Source organism: Paracoccus broussonetiae (assembly GCF_031854425.1).
Taxonomy (GTDB): Bacteria; Pseudomonadota; Alphaproteobacteria; order Rhodobacterales; family Rhodobacteraceae; genus Paracoccus; species Paracoccus broussonetiae.
In genome coordinates this window covers 107245-123993 of sequence record NZ_JAVRQI010000012.1, presented here as the reverse complement: position 1 = coordinate 123993, position 16749 = coordinate 107245, and the positions used below count along the sequence as shown (strand labels likewise).

Annotated in this window: 20 protein-coding genes; 7 read left to right on the top strand and 13 right to left on the bottom strand. The window is 63.1% G+C overall.

Annotated features, from left to right (window positions below; genetic code table 11):
- Positions 1-18: 18 nt before the first annotated feature.
- The 4 genes from RM190_RS16000 to RM190_RS15985 all read right to left on the bottom strand — a co-directional run bounded on the left by RM190_RS16000 (position 19) and on the right by RM190_RS15985 (position 4052).
- Entirely contained in the window at positions 19-849 is an 831-nt protein-coding gene (locus RM190_RS16000; protein ID WP_311760465.1) for a glycosyltransferase family 2 protein, read from the bottom strand.
- Positions 840-2435, bottom strand: a complete 1596-nt coding sequence (locus RM190_RS15995) for an ArnT family glycosyltransferase (protein ID WP_311760464.1) — start codon at positions 2433-2435, stop codon at positions 840-842. The genes RM190_RS16000 and RM190_RS15995 overlap by 10 nt, the downstream gene beginning before the upstream one ends.
- A complete protein-coding gene (locus RM190_RS15990; protein ID WP_311760463.1) occupies positions 2432-2707 on the bottom strand; it encodes a lipid-A-disaccharide synthase N-terminal domain-containing protein in 276 nt (91 codons plus the stop codon). The genes RM190_RS15995 and RM190_RS15990 overlap by 4 nt, the downstream gene beginning before the upstream one ends.
- A 145-nt stretch (positions 2708-2852) precedes the next feature.
- Positions 2853-4052 carry an NnrS family protein gene (locus tag RM190_RS15985; protein ID WP_311760462.1) on the bottom strand — a complete coding sequence of 400 codons (1200 nt, stop codon included), beginning with the start codon at positions 4050-4052 and terminating at the stop codon, positions 2853-2855.
- Positions 4053-4335: 283 nt separating this feature from the next.
- Here RM190_RS15985 and RM190_RS15980 point away from each other — a divergent pair, with 283 nt between their 5' ends.
- A complete protein-coding gene (locus RM190_RS15980) occupies positions 4336-4761 on the top strand; it encodes a DUF883 family protein (RefSeq protein WP_311760461.1) in 426 nt (141 codons plus the stop codon).
- A 6-nt stretch (positions 4762-4767) separates the two neighbouring features.
- Positions 4768-5418, top strand: a complete 651-nt coding sequence (locus RM190_RS15975; RefSeq protein WP_311760460.1) for a phage holin family protein — start codon at positions 4768-4770, stop codon at positions 5416-5418.
- A gap of 86 nt (positions 5419-5504) precedes the next feature.
- Here the strand turns inward: RM190_RS15975 and grxD are convergent, their stop codons facing one another.
- The 4 genes from grxD to RM190_RS15955 form a co-directional block, all read right to left on the bottom strand.
- Entirely contained in the window at positions 5505-5867 is a 363-nt protein-coding gene (grxD, locus tag RM190_RS15970; RefSeq protein WP_311760459.1) for a Grx4 family monothiol glutaredoxin, read from the bottom strand.
- A 59-nt stretch (positions 5868-5926) separates the two neighbouring features.
- Complete coding sequence (locus RM190_RS15965; RefSeq protein WP_311760458.1) at positions 5927-6169, bottom strand: BolA/IbaG family iron-sulfur metabolism protein; 243 nt, start codon at positions 6167-6169, stop codon at positions 5927-5929.
- 89 nt (positions 6170-6258) lie between these two features.
- Entirely contained in the window at positions 6259-7380 is a 1122-nt protein-coding gene (locus RM190_RS15960) for a glycosyltransferase (protein WP_311760457.1), read from the bottom strand.
- Between the two features lie 132 nt (positions 7381-7512).
- Entirely contained in the window at positions 7513-7824 is a 312-nt protein-coding gene (locus RM190_RS15955; protein WP_311760456.1) for a DUF1127 domain-containing protein, read from the bottom strand.
- Positions 7825-8215: 391 nt separating this feature from the next.
- Here RM190_RS15955 and RM190_RS15950 point away from each other — a divergent pair, with 391 nt between their 5' ends.
- The 5 genes from RM190_RS15950 to RM190_RS15930 all read left to right on the top strand — a co-directional run bounded on the left by RM190_RS15950 (position 8216) and on the right by RM190_RS15930 (position 12619).
- Positions 8216-8767: a thioredoxin family protein gene (locus RM190_RS15950; protein ID WP_311760455.1), complete on the top strand. Its 552-nt coding sequence runs from the start codon at positions 8216-8218 to the stop codon at positions 8765-8767.
- Positions 8767-9450: a phosphoglycolate phosphatase gene (gph, locus tag RM190_RS15945; RefSeq protein WP_311760454.1), complete on the top strand. Its 684-nt coding sequence runs from the start codon at positions 8767-8769 to the stop codon at positions 9448-9450. The genes RM190_RS15950 and gph overlap by 1 nt, the downstream gene beginning before the upstream one ends.
- Before the next feature lie 89 nt (positions 9451-9539).
- Positions 9540-9968 (top strand): TIGR01244 family sulfur transferase, encoded by a 429-nt coding sequence (locus RM190_RS15940; RefSeq protein WP_311760453.1) that lies wholly within the window; start codon positions 9540-9542, stop codon positions 9966-9968.
- An 83-nt stretch (positions 9969-10051) separates the two neighbouring features.
- A complete protein-coding gene (typA, locus tag RM190_RS15935) occupies positions 10052-11872 on the top strand; it encodes a translational GTPase TypA (RefSeq protein WP_311760452.1) in 1821 nt (606 codons plus the stop codon).
- Between the two features lie 123 nt (positions 11873-11995).
- The gene (locus RM190_RS15930; RefSeq protein WP_311760451.1) at positions 11996-12619 is read left to right on the top strand and encodes a TetR/AcrR family transcriptional regulator; all 624 of its coding nucleotides are present in this window, start codon (positions 11996-11998) and stop codon (positions 12617-12619) included.
- Between the two features lie 15 nt (positions 12620-12634).
- Here the strand turns inward: RM190_RS15930 and RM190_RS15925 are convergent, their stop codons facing one another.
- From RM190_RS15925 to lpxD, 5 genes are all read right to left on the bottom strand, one after another.
- Complete coding sequence (locus tag RM190_RS15925; RefSeq protein WP_311760450.1) at positions 12635-12958, bottom strand: 2Fe-2S iron-sulfur cluster-binding protein; 324 nt, start codon at positions 12956-12958, stop codon at positions 12635-12637.
- Positions 12959-13024: 66 nt separating this feature from the next.
- Positions 13025-13918, bottom strand: coding sequence for a DMT family transporter (locus RM190_RS15920; RefSeq protein WP_311760449.1), 894 nt, complete (start codon positions 13916-13918; stop codon positions 13025-13027).
- A gap of 70 nt (positions 13919-13988) precedes the next feature.
- Complete coding sequence (locus RM190_RS15915) at positions 13989-15197, bottom strand: beta-ketoacyl-[acyl-carrier-protein] synthase family protein (protein WP_311760517.1); 1209 nt, start codon at positions 15195-15197, stop codon at positions 13989-13991.
- 137 nt (positions 15198-15334) lie between these two features.
- Positions 15335-15595 carry an acyl carrier protein gene (locus RM190_RS15910; RefSeq protein WP_311760448.1) on the bottom strand — a complete coding sequence of 87 codons (261 nt, stop codon included), beginning with the start codon at positions 15593-15595 and terminating at the stop codon, positions 15335-15337.
- A gap of 12 nt (positions 15596-15607) precedes the next feature.
- Complete coding sequence (gene lpxD, locus RM190_RS15905; RefSeq protein WP_311760447.1) at positions 15608-16738, bottom strand: UDP-3-O-(3-hydroxymyristoyl)glucosamine N-acyltransferase; 1131 nt, start codon at positions 16736-16738, stop codon at positions 15608-15610.
- Positions 16739-16749: the final 11 nt, after the last annotated feature.

The window sequence follows — 16749 nt, the reverse complement described above, 5'->3', positions numbered from 1 at the left end:
CTCTGGCGGGATGGTGCTTCATGATGCAGCGCGCTCGGTCGCATCGAGAAGGTCAAGGGGCTGGGCCGTGTGCCGCGCCATCATGCTTTCCGGCGCGGATGCAAGCAGCGGCGCCCCATCAAGCCGCTCGGGTGCCGAAGGCACGCCGGTCCGGCGTATCAGCCATGCGGCACCGACAAGGTCCACGATTCCGACCATGCCGCGCCGCCAGTTCGAATATTTCGAGACACCGGCCACACGCGGTCGGTGTGTCACCGGCGCGACCAGCACAAGCCAGCCCTCGCGCTGCATCATCGCCGGGGTGAAGCGGTGGATATGGTCGAAGAACGGCAGCGCCAGCCAGGCATCGCGGCGGAAAAGTTTCAGCCCGCACCCAGAATCCGACACGTTGTCGCCAAGGCACAGATTGCGGATACGGTTCGCGACCTGCGAGGCCAGCTTGCGATTGCCCGCATCCTGCCGGTCGCGGCGCTGGCCCTGGACCAGCCCGACCGCGTCGTCATTGCCCTCGGCCAGCCGACGGATCAACTGAAGGATCTGGTCGGGCGGATTCTGCCCGTCCCCATCCATCGTGGCGATCCAAGTGCCGGTCGCTGCACGCACGCCAGACCTCACCGCAGAGGATTGCCCCCAGCAGCGGCGGTGACGGATCAGGTGAAACCTGGGCTCTGCACCGAACTCGCGCAGCAGGTTTTGCGCGGTGGCGTCGGTCGATCCGTCATCGACCACCAGGACTTCCCCGCAAAGCGGCCCCAGGGTGGCGAAGGTTTCGGCAACCAGCGCGTTGATTGCCCCACCCTCATTGTGGCAGGGGATCACGATCGAGATGCGGTCGATGTTTACCGGCATTTTGCGCCGCCTTTCGAATTGATCTGGTCAGAGGACCGGGGCAGCCATGTGCCCCAGGTCTCGCCCCGGAAATCGACGGTGTCCGAGGGCAGGCCCGGCCCGTTGTCCACCGGGCCGATCAGGATCCTGCCCGGACAGGCTTGCAGCCAGGCCGTACCGTCGGCGGCGGGGTCGAGCAGGGTGAGGGGTTCACGCAGCCGGCCGACAAAACCGAACTGCCCGTGATACCGTCCATCGACCAGGCCGATGCCATCCTGGTCATGCGGAGCGATGCGGCGGGCCATCGGCGTCGCGTCATAGGCTTCGCCCATCCGGCCCAGGAAAAGGCAGGACAGCGACACGACAACCAGCGGGGCGGCGACACAGACGGGAAGCCCGCCGCGCGCCAGCATCAAGGCCACGACAATCATGGTGCCGGTGACCAGCAGCGCCATCGGCAACGGGTCGGCGGCAATGGCCAATGTGTGCGGTCCGACGCCGGCAACCACGGCAAGCAGCAGCACCGCCGCCGCCGCGGGAACCATGGCCGCCAGCGGAGCCCCGCGCCGGGCACTGGCCAAGGCGGGCGCGAAAGCCAGGGCAAAGGCTGGCAAGACCGGCAGCAGGTAATGCGCCTGCTTGCCGCTGATCAGGCTGAAGATGATCAGCGTCGCGCCGATCCAGACGGGCAGGGGTTGGGGAAAGCGTGCCTCGCGCCAGACTGTCGGGGACCAGGCCCAGGGCCACAGAAGCAATGGAAGGGTCGCCAACAGATACCAGACCGGGCGCTGATGGGCGAAGGACTGAACGACACGCCCCGCCGACTGCGTCCAAAGGATCGCCTCGCGGTATTCGCCGCCGCTGCGGGCAAGGGTGGGAACAAGCCACAGGCTGACGATCCCAACCCCGGTCAGCAGGGCAATCGCCACGCCCTTTGTCAGATTGCGCGCAGGTATCCGCTTCCACATCAAGGTCGTCAGCGTGACGGGCATCAGGTGCAAAAGGATGACCGGCCCCTTCGCCAGACCGCCAAAGGCCAGCGCCACGCCAAGAAGCAGCCAAGGCCGCGCCTGATCGCCCCGACCGTCGGGGATAGACGACAGGGCCAGCACGCCAAGAACCGTGGCAAGCGCCAGCATGGAATCGAACATGGTCAGTCCGGCATAAAGGCTGAACCCCAGCGAGCTTGACAGGATCAGCGCGGCGCGGCCGCCCAGTTCAGGTTGGGCCGGGTAAAGCCGCGCGCCCAGCTGCGCCGTGGCCAGAATGGTCAGCAGCCCGAATGCCGGCGCGACCAGCCGCGCCGCGATCTCGGACGGACCGGTGACCAGCCAGACCAGATTGATCAGCCAGAACAGCAGTGGAGGCTTGTCGCTGTAGGCGTGGCCGTTCAGGTGTGGAACCAGCCAGTCATGGCCGGTCCGCATCTCCCACGCGACGGTCAGGTATCGGGTCTCGTCAATGGGAAGCGCCGGACGCAGCAGGATGCCCAGCACCGCCATCGCGGCGAACATCGCAAGTGCCAGCTGAAGCTGTGAGTCGCGGAAAATGTCGCCAAGCGCGGCAAGCCGCGAGGGCTGGGTGGACCGGGTGCCCGTCATGGTCATGCAGGGACGTCCTGACGCGCGCTGCGGATCATCCACAGATTGCGCGCATAGACCACAAGCCCCGCGGCCTGGCCCAGCGTGAAGACAAGATCATGCCGTGCCAGCGCATAGGTGAACAACATGACGCCGCCCGCCAGGCTGAACCACCAGAATGCGATCGGGATCGTGCTGCGCCCATAGCGCTCGCTGACGATCCACTGCACCAGGAATCGTGCGGTGAACATGGCTTGTCCGACAAGCCCGAACACCAGCAGGAACGGCATCGTTTCCATCTGCGCCTCCAACTCCCGACCTTCGGATTCGGCGGGTTTGGATGACTCAGAGCGCCCCGAATCTGAAACGAAGCTGAACGAGAGGATTGCTTTGGCGCGTTTTACGGGGTTGTGCCGTAAAGTGGCGGCTATCCCAACGCGGGCATCAGGTCATCTTTGGCTGGGGACGCCGCATCATAAGCATCGGGCCATATTCCAGGACGAACAGGCCAAAGGCCAATATCCACAGGCCACCTGCGGCCTCCATCAGCCAAAGCCCTCCGGACAGGTCGGCCAGCGGCCGCGCCAGCGCCGCCGCAAAAAGGCAGAGATAGGCGATCAGGGTCAGGGGCGAAGCCGTCAACGTCCGGCCGGTATGTCCGCGCGTCGCCCGCGTCATTACCGCCAGCATCGTCGCCCCGATCACGCCCACCGTCAGCACATGCAGGGCCGAGACAGGCTGTACCAGTCCCGCGCCAGACGCCGCGATGGTCAGGAAGCCCAGCGGCACGAAGGCATAGGATAGGTGCAGGACCAGCAATATCCCCTCGGCCCGCGTGGCAAGGCCACGCCAGCGCGCAAGGCGCGCGACGTTCAGGCCACCCGCCACCAACGCCATCAGGGCTGTCAACAAGGCTTCCGGTGCGATGGTCCAGATGATCAGCGCCAGCGTGGAAAAGCCAATGACGCCGACATCAAAGCGGTTGAAGGGCACTGGCAACGTCTGCGCATTCTGCCGGCTCAGCCAGTTCCGGGTGAAGCTGGGAATGATCCGACCCCCGATGATCATGACCAGCGCGACATAGCCCGCAATCGCCGCGCGCAGCCAGATAGCCGGATCGCCGCCCAGCAGCACCGTTGCATGAAAGCCCAGATTGCCGACCATGATCGCAGCGACACCGATCAGCACCTTCAGGTTGTTCCATTTCCGACCCGCGACAATCTCGCGCGCTGCAGTGGCCAGCAGGACCGGCAGGAACAACGCGTCAATCAAAGCGGCCGGCCAGACGCCGATCCATTCGGCCCCCGTCATGGCGATGCGCCCCAGCACCCAAAGCGAGAACAGCCCGATCAGTGCCCGACCCGACACCGGCAAGGTTCCGGTCCAGTTCGGGATCGCAGTCAGCAGAAAGCCCGCCAGCACGGCGGAAGCAAAACCGAAGACCATTTCATGGGCATGCCAAAGCGCGGCCCCGAAATCACCGCCAAGGGGCAGGCCATGGACCAGCGCCGCGATCCACAGGGCCATGGTCAACACGGCCCAGATCGCTCCACCCAGGAAAAAGGGCCGGAAACCATAGGACCAAAGCGCGGGCCCTTCGGGATTCATGCCTCGGGGAATGCGGGGGCGTTTGGCGTCGGGCATGGGACAGGCTCCTTCCACGGATCACTTTCCCGACCCATAGGCCGGAAATTCGTCCTGTTCCTTGCGCTGGCGCAAATCAGGGCACGAAAATGCAGATGGCCGATCCTCGTCCCACGGAGGTTGACAGGGACAGTTTCAATCTCGGCCTGGAAGTCATTGGTCCCGATGATGTCCTGTGCCCGATGACAGATCAAGCGGTCGTGCGCCGCTGCCATTGTTGGAACGATTGGCCGGTCGCCGCGTTGAGACCCCGACAGCAATTGGACCATGAAAGGACAGTCTCATGACCAATCAGGACTCGACCGGTGACCTGAAGGCCGAAGCGCGTCGTGCCGCGCAAGATGCCGCTCGCGAAGCGCGCCGCGCCGGAGAAGAGGCCGCCGAGGCTTTGGACACCGCCAAGCAGCGCGGCGCCGAACTTTACGAGAATGTGCGCGATAAAGGTGCCGAGTTCGTCGATACCGCCCGCAAGCGTGGTGCCGAATATGTCGACCAGGCCCGCAACCGCGGCCAGGAATATGCCGGGCAGGCCCGTGACGAGGCCCGTCGGCTTTATCGCGAAGGCGAGCGTCGCGCCGGAGAGGTCGCGGGCTATGCCGAGGACTATTATGACGATCTGTCAGGGATGGTCCGGCGGAACCCCGGCCAGGCCCTTGGCATCGCGGCGGGGGTCGGCTTCCTGCTTGGCCTGATCATCGCGCGCCGCTGATCCCGGATGTTCGCCTATACCAGGAATATGCAACTGGCCCTGTCGGACAAGGTTCGTCGGACGGGGCTAGTGGCGGGGGCAGGGGTTCTTCTGATCCTTGGCGGGGGATTCCTGCTTGCCGCCTTGTGGACCTATCTGGCCCACCACCTGGGCTGGGGATCCATGGCCGCATCCATCGCGATCGGCGGCGTCCTGTTCGCGGTGGGTATTCTGGTCCTGCTGATCGCGCGGGTCGAACGCCATCCGGTGCCAACCACCGACGAGTTGAAAAGCGAGGTCGAGCAGCAGCTTAACCTGCTGGCCAATACCGCGCTTGAAAGGGCTTCGACCGCTGCGGATGAAGCGCTGGACCGCGCTTCCGCCAAGGCGACGGCGGTGTTGGATCTTGCCGAACAAAAGGTTCACTCGGTCACTGACGACCTGGGATACCGGGCGAACCGCGCCGCCGATCAGGCCGAAGCAAGGCTTTACGGCGCGGCCCGCCGCGCGGGCGAAACCACGGCCCGCAGGATGGGTTTCGGTGCGATGAACGGGTCGTCGGATCGTCCCGGATCAAGGGCCGGAACCATTGCCCCGCTGTTGGGAGCGCTGGCGGTGGGCGTGACGTTAGCCGGCAGGTTTCAGGATTGGCGACATCGCGACGAGGATCCTGATTAAGCCCATTCCGACCTACCTGCCGATCACCAAGAAAGCAAAAGCCCCGCAAACCGCGGGGCTTTTTTCGATCGCCTGGATGCGAAGGATCAGGCGTTCGCTTCGCGGATCTTGTTGGCGGCATCCTTGTCATAGGAAACGCCCGCCTTGTCGAACAGCTGGTCCAGCTCTCCTGAAAGGGTCATCTCGGTCACGATGTCGCAACCGCCGACGAATTCGCCCTTGACGTAAAGCTGCGGAATGGTCGGCCAGTCGGAAAAGTCCTTGATCCCCTGCCGGATATCCGCGTCCTTCAGCACGTCGACATCGCGATAGTCGACATTCATATAGTTCAGGACGCCTGCAACGCGGCTGGAAAACCCGCATTGCGGCATTTCCTTGGAGCCTTTCATGAACAGCACGACATCCGTGCCATCAATGGTTTCCTGAATTTTCTGACGTGCATCCGTCATCTGGCACTTCCTTCCGTATCATGGGCGCCGGGCCACGCGGCCAAGGGCGCTGACAAACCTTATTCGGGGGCCTTGGTCGTCAGGGCCAGGGCGTGAAGCTCTCCTTGCGGGCCGTCCATCCGGCCCTGAAGCGCGGCGTAGACGGCGCGCTGCTGCTGGACCCGGTTCAGCCCACGGAAGCTTTCGTCGATCACCTCGGCCGAATAATGGTTTCCGTCGCCGGCCAGATCCGTGATCGTGATCCTGGCCTGGGGGAAGGCTGCACGGATCAGCGCTTCGATGTCCTGGGCTTCCATTGCCATAGCAGGTCCTTTCGGTAGTTGATGAAGATGTAGGTGAAGCGTCGGCGCGCCGCAAGATCGGCCAGAGCACGGCAATGCGGATCGTGGGATCAGCGGGCAGGGGGCCGGGCAAGCACTTGCAGCAGCCTGCTCCAGCCATCGACCATGGTGGAAATATCATAGTCTTGCGCGCGTTCCCCAGAAATGCGGACCAGTTCCTTGCGTCTTTCGGGATCAGCCAGAAGCGCGCCGATCCCGGCCGCCAGTTCCGCTGCGTTCTCGGGTGGCACCAGCATGCCGAAGCGGCCGCCGTCCAGCACTTCGCGCGGACCCGAGGGACAATCGGCCGAGACGACCGGCAGGCCGCAAGCCAGCGCCTCGGCCAGGACAAGGCCAAAGCCTTCGTAGCGCGAGGACAGCGCGAAGACCGTGGCATGGCGCATGTAGCGATAGGGATTGCTTTGGAAGCCCAGGAAATGAACGCTGTCGGCAACGCCAAGCTCGCGCGCCTGATCCTCCAGCGCGCCGCGCAAGGGACCTTCGCCCAGGATCACCAGCCGGTGCCAATGGCCGCCCTCGCGAAGCTGCGCATGGGCCGCGATCAGCAGATCATGGGCCTTGGGGTGATCCAGCCGACCGACGGTGACAACGACCGGATCGGTGAACAGTGCCTGATCTTCGGGTGGCAGGGGTTCTTCGGCCAGCCGCCGAACCTGCGCGACGGGAATGCCATTGGAAATAGTTCGAAGGGGAATTTGGGGAAACATGCCCGCAAAGGAACGCGCCGCCCCATCCGAGCAGGCGACGACGGCACTGGCATGGCGATATAGCCTAAGCGCCAGCCGCTGCCGCCAACTGACACGTTGCGAGAACCGGGCCCAGTCCGTGTGCAGCCACAGCGCCACCGGTTTGCCCAGCAATCGCCCGGCGACCAGCGCCAGCGCCGAAGCACGACCTTCGTTCGCACCGACCACGACGTCCGCATCACGGGCCTGATCAAGGCTGCCAAGGAAATTTCGCGGCAGTTGGTTGCGGCGATAGGGCTTGTCGTTCTGAAATGTCACCTGCATTTCGGGCGAAATCATGCCCAGCAGGGTGCCCTGGCGTTCATGGACATAAAGCCGCGCATCGAAATGCTGCGGGTCCAAGCCGCGCGCCAGTTGCAGGGCAACACGCTCGGCACCTCCGCCATGAAGGTTTGGGACGCAAATGACGACCTTGACCTTGTCCATGACCGATGAAACCTGGCGACTGAAAGGTGACGATACGCGCCGACGCTAATGCCAGTTGGTGAAATGCGAAAGTTCGACTTTCGGGCAGGGGCCGGAATAATTCCGCCCGACCTGCCAGATGCCTGCGGGCGATCAGCCCGCGAGGTATTTTTCTGCCGCTTGACGGCCGGAAACAGTCGCAATCTGCGAAATGTCGAAGCGGCTCAGGCCCATGTCGGCCAATTCGCGGTCGGTCGACATGTTCAGCTGGTCAAACACTTGGCGCTGTTCGCGGCGCGCAACGAAGAACGCCTTGACGCGACGGGTAAGGGAGTGGCCGGATTTCGAAGAAACGTGGTTGCGGCCAAGACCGGAAAGAGCTGCGCTATGCATCGTGTTCATCCTTATGTTTGCGCTACCAACATAGATGCCGCATCGCAGCATGTGGAGGCAGATAAAGGTCATTGCAGCTATGCGCCAGGCTGATGGCTTCGGGAATTCCGCCTTAATTGCAATATATTCCGCGTTGATCCCACAGGATGCGCTTGCAGCGAAAATTTACTTGGCGAGCACGACGGCGCTCATTTTGCGACTTGATAAGGTGTCGAGGTTACTCAGGTGTCGGAAACGGGATGGAAGCAGGATTGATTTTTCCCAATCATCGAGCTGCGCGAGGGGGTAACGTGAATGCTGAATAATTGGTATTATGTTATATTAATAGTGCTGCAACGATCTGAAACCGCGTAAAAATCGCCCTCCGCTTTCATACTTTGGCCGAAAATGTGTATCGAACCTGTCGGCATCGGCGGGTTTTGCGTGTTACGGAAGAATTCGGGAAGCCAACAAAGGTTGTCACATGGCGGTCAGCACACCTGTCTGCGATTTTGGCCTTCGGGCGCCGGACTTCGCTTTGTCGGACCCGGATGGAAAGGTATTCAGCCTGCAGGATGTCGCTGGACCGCGCGGGACGCTCGTGATGTTCATCTGCAACCACTGTCCCTATGTGCAAGCAATCATCGACCGCATCCAGCGCGACGCAGCCGGCTTGCGGGAACTGGGCATCGGGGTCGTCGCGATTTCCGCCAATGACGTCGAGACTTATCCACAGGACGGTCCCGAGCAGATGAAAGAACTGGCGCGAAAGCACGGCTTCACCTTTCCCTATCTCTACGACGAAAGCCAACAGGTTGCCCGCGCCTATGACGCGCAATGCACGCCGGACTTCTTTGGCTACAACGCCGCGCTGGAACTGCAGTATCGCGGGCGGCTGGACAGTTCGGGCCGGAATGCTGGTGATCCGCTGGCCCGGCGCGAGCTTTACGAGGCGATGGCCCAGATCGCTGAAACCGGGCACGGCCCGCAAGAGCAGATCGCCTCGATGGGCTGCTCGATCAAATGGAGAAGCTGATGAATACCTGCCTTGCGCCCTGTCCGGTCGTCTTCGATCTTGACGGCACCCTGATCGACAGCGCCCCCGATATCCACGCCGCCGTGAACGCCGTGTTGCGTGCCCAGCACACGGCGCCGTTGACCTTGGATCAGGTGCGCAGCTTCATCGGCGGCGGCGTCGACCTGCTGTGGCGACGCGTTATCGCCGCTACGGATCTGCCGGTCGAGGCCCATCGCGATCTGGTCGCGTCGTTCATGGTCCGCTATCACGAGGCGACGGCGCTGACCCGGCTTTATCCGAATGTCGCGGAAAGCCTGGGGGTTTTGGCCGATCGGGGTTACCCGCTGGGTCTTTGCACGAACAAGCCGACCGGTCCTACCATGGCAATTCTGGACCATTTCGGACTGACGCGACTATTCGGCGCGATCGTCTGCGGCGATTCCCTGCCTCAGAAGAAGCCCGATCCCGCACCGCTTTGGGCAGCCTTCCGCGGCCTTGGGGCCAGTCCCGACCGCCCCCGCGGCGTCTATGTCGGGGATAGCGAGTTCGACGCCGAATGCGCTGCGAATGCAGGGGTGCCGTTCCTTCTGTTTACGCTGGGATATCGCAAGTCCGGGATCGAGGACATGCAGCACACTGGTCGTTTCGACGATTTCGCGCAACTGCCGTTGCTGGTCGAGGAGAACGTCCCGGTTACCTGATCCCGGATGTGGGAGGCGCTTGACAGACGGGCCAAAGGTGGCGATCCGTCTTCCATCCGATTGCCAAGGCCGAACCTAAGGAGCCCATCATGGACCTGCGCCAACTTACCCCCGAACTTTCGGTCTCGCCTCAGATCCGCCCCGAGGAACTTGCAGCACTGGCGGCCGAGGGTTTTCGCGTCCTGATCAACAACCGGCCCGATGCCGAGGTCGGTCCCGACGAAGACAGCCTGGCGATGAAGGCCGCGGCCGAGGCTGCCGGGATGGAATATCGCGAGATCCCCTTTGTTCCCGGCCAGGTGACCCCCGACATGGTCGATGCCCAGGCCGAGGCACTGGCCCTGCCCGGCCGCAAGATCGCCTATTGCCGCTCGGGCAACCGCTCGACCGTACTTTGGGCACTGACCCGCGCCGGGCATCAACCCACGGCAGAGCTGCTCGAAACTGCGGCACAGGCGGGCTATGACCTGTCGGGCGTGCGCCCCCTGATCGACTCGATCGCCGCGTCGGGGCGCTGATACGCCCCCGGATCCAGATTGAGACTGGTGTTTCGGCCCCCCTTGCGCTAGGGGGGCCGCAACTCATTCAAAGGCCAGCACTCATGGACATCCGCAATATTGCGATCATCGCCCACGTTGACCACGGCAAGACAACCCTTGTCGACCAGCTGCTGAAGCAGTCTGGGTCGTTCCGCGAGAATCAGGCCGTCGCCGAACGCGCGATGGACAGCAACGATATCGAACGCGAGCGCGGCATCACGATCCTTGCCAAGGCGACCTCGGTCGAATGGAAAGGCACCCGCATCAACATCGTCGACACCCCCGGCCACGCCGATTTCGGTGGCGAGGTCGAGCGGATCCTGTCCATGGTCGATGGCGTCTGCCTGCTGGTCGATGCGGCCGAAGGCCCGATGCCCCAGACCAAGTTCGTGACATCGAAGGCGCTGGCCCTGGGTCTGAAGCCGATCGTAGTGCTGAACAAGGTCGACAAGCCCGCCGCCGAGCCTGACCAGGCTCTTGACCAGGTTTTCGATCTGTTCGCGAACCTTGGCGCGACTGACGAACAGCTTGATTTCCCGCATCTTTACGCCTCGGGAATTGGCGGCTGGGCCGATGAGACGCTGGAGGGCGACCGCAAGGACATGTCGGCGCTGTTCGATCTGGTCCTGCGCCATGTCGAGGCGCCGAAACAGGTTGCCCGTCAGGACGAACCCTTCCAGATGCTGGCCACCACGCTGGGTTCGGACCCGTTCATCGGCCGCATCCTGACCGGCCGTGTCGAGGCTGGCCGCGCCAAGGCCGGCGACACCATCAAGGCGCTGTCGCGCGACGGCGAGCGGATCGAACAGTTCCGCATCAGCAAGGTGCTGGCTTTCCGCGGCCTGACGCAGACGCCGATCGACGAGGCCGTCGCGGGTGACATCGTCAGCATCGCCGGCATGTCGAAAGCCACCGTGGCCGACACGCTGGCTGCGCTTGAAGTCGAGGCCGCCCTGCCCGCGCAGCCGATCGACCCGCCGACCATCAGCGTCACCTTCGGCATCAACGACAGCCCTCTGGCTGGCCGTGATGGCAACAAGGTTCAGTCGCGCGTCATCCGCGAGCGCCTGATGAAAGAAGCCGAAACCAATGTCGCGATCAAGGTCGAGGACACTCCCGGCGGCGACGCATTCATCGTTTCGGGCCGCGGCGAACTGCAGATGGGCGTGCTGATCGAAAACATGCGCCGCGAAGGGTTCGAACTGTCGATCTCGCGCCCGCGCGTGATCTATCAGGACATCGATGGCGTTCGCCACGAGCCGATCGAAGAAGCCATCATCGACGTGGATGACGAATATACCGGCGCGGTCATCGACAAGCTGACCGGCACCCGCAAGGGCGACTTGGTCGAGATGAAGCCCGCCGGCCACGGCAAAACCCGGATCGTCGCTCACGTCCCCTCGCGCGGGCTGATCGGCTATCAGGGCGAGTTCATGACCGACACCCGCGGTAACGGCGTTCTGAACCGCATCTTCCATTCCTGGGCCCCCTACAAGGGCCCGATCCAGGGTCGGCGCCAGGGTGTGCTGATCTCGATGGAGGACGGCGTTTCGGTGGCCTATGCGCTGTGGAACCTGGAAGAACGCGGCAAGATGTTCATCGGCGCGCAGGAGCAGCTGTATCAGGGCATGGTCATCGGCGAGCATTCGCGGGACAATGACCTTGAGGTGAACCCGCTCAAGGGCAAGAAGCTGACCAACGTCCGCGCCTCGGGTACGGACGAGGCGGTTCGCCTGACCCCGCCGGTCCGGATGTCGCTGGAAGAGGCCATCGCCTATATCGACGATGACGAGCTGGTCGAAGTGACGCCCAAGAACATCCGCCTGCGCAAGCGCTACCTTGATCCGCACGAACGCAAGCGCCAGTCGCGCGCCGAAGCCTGACGACCAAACGTCCTAGGCATCAGAAAAACACAGTTCCGTCAGAACGGAACTGTGTTAGCATTAATGTTGCGTTTTCAGGGGTATCCGATGCCATCCCGGGGCAACATTTACCAAAAGTTGATATTGGCAGCACAGCACAAACTGGGCGTGCAGGGCACCCTGCCCGACTCGCTTGCAGAACTGGCCGAGATGGCGGAGATCGACGAAGCCGAGGTTCTTAACATCTTCAACTCGATCGACGATCTGCGCGAAGGGCTGATCTATCAAGGTGTGGTGCTGCTGAATGACGAGTTGCGGCACGGTGTCCTTGATTCCGGGATCGAGAAACCGGATGCGCAGCTTCGCTCGCTTGGGCACAGCTATACGGAATGGGCCATCGGAAACCCGGCGCTTTTCGGGCTGATCGTCGAAGGTCTGAACCGCCCGATGGCGCCCGACAGCACACTGCATCGTTATACGACATCTATGCGGGATCTTTTCCACCGCAAGCTTGTCGAAATGCGCGATTTGGGACTTTTGCGCCCGGACAGCGACATCGACGCAATCCTGATTCTGCTGCACTGCCTGATCAAAGGTGCGAACACCGTCTTCGTATCGCGTGCCTCGGACCCCTGGATCAAGGACGATCCCCGGCCGACGCAGCGGATCGCAACGGACATGTTTAACCACTTCCTTGACATGGTCATGGCGGCAAACGCGCCCCCTGCAAACAAGGTCAGAAGTCCTGCTGACCTTGTCCGCAGCTAAGCTATTTTACGCGGATCAGATCTGCCGTTCGGGCAGGTTGACGACCAGGCCGTCCAATTCCTCGGTCACCTTGATCTGGCAGGTCAGGCGCGAGCGGACGGGATCCGGTTCAAAGGCGAAATCCAGCATATCCTCTTCCATCGGGTCCTTGGCCGGAAGGCGGTCGACCCATTCCTGAGCGACATAGACGTGGCAGGTCGAACAGGCACATGCGCCGCCGCAATCCGCATCAATGCCGGGAACGCCATTGTCGCGCGCACCCTCCATCACCGTCATGCCGGGTTTCACGTCGATCTCGTGGGGGGTGCCGTTATGCTCGATATAGGTAATCTTGGCCATGGGTGCCTTCCTTCGCTTGCCCCCTGCAGATAGGCGATTGTGGTCAGGGAGAAAAGCCCTGCCGCCCTAGGCGGGCGCGCGCCTGCGCTCGGCCCGGACGGCATGAAGGTTCGAAAGCAGGATGATGGCCGCACCCATGAAAACCCAAAGATCGATCATCTCTGCATAGAGCAGGTAGCCCACGATCGCCGCCAGAGGTACGCGGAGGAAGTCAACGGGCATGACGATCGAGGCATCCAGTCGCCTCAGCGCCTGCGCCATGCAGAAATGCGCGCTGAGGGCCCCTGCCCCGGCGACCACCATCCAGGGCAGGTCCGTCCAGGCCACCGGCCGCCAGTCTGTCAGCGCCGCGGCCAATCCCAGCGGTAATTGGATCAGGATCATCCAGGCGACGATGACTCCGGGCGAATTCGTTCGCGTCAGTCGTTTGACCAGAACGAGAGACAGTCCGTAGCCCATCGCCGCCAGCAGGACCAAACCCGCGGCAGGATCGACAATGCCGAACCCCGGCCGGACGATCACCAGGACACCGATGAAGCCGCCAATGTTCGCGAGCAGCCTCGCCCGTGTCAGCTTCTCACCCAGCAAAGCCCAGGCGAAGAAGGCGACCCAGATCGGCATGGTGAATTCCAGCGCGAAGACCGAGGCCAAGGGCAGCAGGACGACACCGATCGTCCAGAAATACTGCGCCGTGAAATGGACCACATTGCGCGTCAGATGCAGACGCATCTGGCGCATCTGGCTGAGTTCGGGCCAAAGCCGCGGCAGGAACAGCGCAATGACGAAAAGTCCGACCAGAGCGCGGAAGAACAGGACCTGCCGGATCGACAACGTCGCCGCCAGCTCTCGCGAGCCGACGGACATGCCGATGAACGAACTCATGCTGAGACCCATCCAGCCCAGTCCCAGCCAGAATTCCCGCCGCAGCGCCGAGTCCCGCAGGACGGATTGGTCAGACATCACGCACCCTTGCCCAAAATCGGGCAGATCCTAGACGAAGCGGTCCGGGGTGCAACCCATCAGGAGGGCTTCACGCCTTGCGCAGCGCGATCACCGCATTCAGGCCACCAAAGGCGAAGGCGTTCGACAGGACCGCGCCGACCTTCGCCTCACGCGCTTCGTTCGGCACCACGTCCAGCGCGCATTCCGGGTCCGGCTCTTCATAGCCGATCGTGGGTGCGATGATACCGTCCCGCAGCGCCATGATGCAGGCCAGAAGCTCGACCGCGCCGGTGCCCCCGATCAGATGCCCGTGCATGGATTTGGTCGACGAGATCATCAGCCTGTCGGCATGGTGCCCGAAAGCATGGGCGACGGCGGCGCATTCGGTCTTGTCATTCGCGGCCGTGCCGGTGCCGTGGGCGTTGATATAGCCGAATTCCTCGGGTCGCATATGCGCGTCAAGCATCGCGCCGGTTATGGTACGCTCTGCCCCGATGGCCGAGGGCATGACGATGTCTTGCGCATCCGCCGACATCGAGAAGCCAACGACCTCGGCAAGGATATCGGCACCGCGGGCCACCGCATGTTCCCAATCCTCAAAGACAAAGACACCCGCGCCCTCGCCCTGCACCATCCCGTTGCGGGTCGCCGAGAACGGGCGGCAGGCGTCCTTGGACATGACGCGCAGCCCTTCCCAGGCCTTGACGCCGCCAAAGCACAGCATTGCCTCGGAGCCACCGGTCAGCATGACGGTGGCCGCACCCGAGCGCACCATGTTGAAAGCCATGCCCATAGCGTGGTTCGAACTGGCGCAAGCCGTGGCGACCGTGAAGCTGGGCCCCATCAGCCCGTACTCCATACTGAGATGCGAGGCCGCGGCATTGTTCATCAGCTTCGGAACGACAAAGGGATGAACGCGGTTCTTCCCTTCCTCATAAACCGTGCGGTAATTCTCGTCCCAAGTGTTCATGCCACCCGCGGCAGTGCCAAGCACGACGCCGGCGCGCAGCCCAAGCTCTCCGTCGAAAACCAGGCCGGACTGGCCCACGGCCTCGCGCGCGGCAAGCAGGGTGAATTGCGTGAACTTGTCGTAAAGGACGATCTGCTGCCGGTTGAAGTAAGTCTCCGGCTCCCAGTCGCGGACCTGCCCGCCGATCCTGACGGCAAGGCGATCGACGTCACGGAAATCAAGCGGCCCGATGCCGCAGCGCCCCTCGCGCATCGCCTCGAAGGTCGAGGGTACGTCCCGCCCCAGCGCGTTAACCGTGCCCATGCCGGTGATCGCGACGCGGCGCAACCCGTTGGCGTGGCGCCCCATGATGACGCGACCCAGCATGGCGCGGGCGCGGGTGGTGGCGGACTTCACCTTTCCCTTGACCTTCACCGTCTTGCCATCTGATTTCGCGGGCTTTTCGCCCTTGCTTTTCTTGGCGTTCATGCCTTTTCAGCGATCAGCTTTTCCACCGCCGCGATGATCGAGCCAAGGGTGGAGATGTCGAAGTCGGATTTCTCGGGCTCGTTGGCGTTGAACGGAACCGAGATGTCGAATTCTTCTTCAAGCGCGAAAATCGACTCTACCAGTCCCATGCTGTCGATCCCGATATCCTGCGGCGACATCTCGGGCTTCAGTTCGGCAGGGTCCAGCATGGCCTGATCGGCGATGATCTGGATGATACGGTCACGGACTTCAGTCATCTCGGCCTCCATTCAGCCCTTGTCTTCTGTGCGACTTTCCTGCGCGGTGCCGTCGTCAGATCGCTTTTCCATCAGTTTCTTAACAGTTTCGCGAAGCTCTGCCACCTGCGCGTAAAGCCGCGGCAGCCGACGGATGTTCTTTTGCGCCTCGACCTGGGTTTCCATCTTCACGGCCGGGCTGCCCAGCAGCACGCGTCCCGCCGGGGCATTGGTGAAGATCTTGGTCGAGCCGCCTGCAATGACGTCATCGCCGACGAAGATGTTGTCGGACACGCCGACCTGTCCACCCAGAACGACGCGGTTCCCGATCCGGGCCGAGCCTGCGACCCCGACTTGGCCGCACAGCATGCAATCCTCGCCCACGATGCAGTTGTGGCCCACCTGCACGAGGTTGTCGATCTTGGTGCCGCGTCCGATACGCGTGGCGCGAATCGTGCCGCGGTCGATGGTGGCATTCGCCCCAAGCTCGACATCGTCGCCCAGTTCGACCCAGCCCAAAGAATGGATGCGCGTCCAGTGCTGTTCGCGGATTTCGTGCCGTTCGCCCAGCGTGTGGCGGATCTCTTCGACCCCGGATTTCTCGGGGGTGACGAACGAAAAGCCGTCAGCGCCGACCGAAGAACCGGGGTGCAGGATCACGCGGTCGCCGATGATGACCTCATGCGCGACCCGCGCGCCCGGGTGCAGCGTCGCGTCCCGCCCGATGACCGTGTCCCGGCCGATGCTGACATGGGACGAGATGCGTGCATTGGGCCCGATGCTGACACGGGCGCCGATCACAACATAGGGACCGATCGCCGCGCCCTCGCCGATTTCGGCGCTGGGATCAATGATGGCGCTGGGGTGGATCCCCGGCGCCAGTTCCGGCCCGCGGTCGAAGGTCCGGGTCAAGCCGGCCATGGCAAGGCGCGGACGCCCGACGAGGATCGCGGCCTTCAGCCCAAGCGCCTCGGGATCCATGTCCTCTGCCAGCATGGCCATGCCACCGGGTTTGAGCCGTTCGGCGAATTTCGGGTTGGTCGCCAGCGAGATCTGGCCCTCCTCGGCCTCTCCCGCCTCGGCTGCCCCCCGCACGACAAGGGTGCCGTCTCCCCAAAGCCGGGCGTCCAGCGCCCGGGCCAGTTCGGCGATGGTCAAAGTCATAGCGCTCCCCT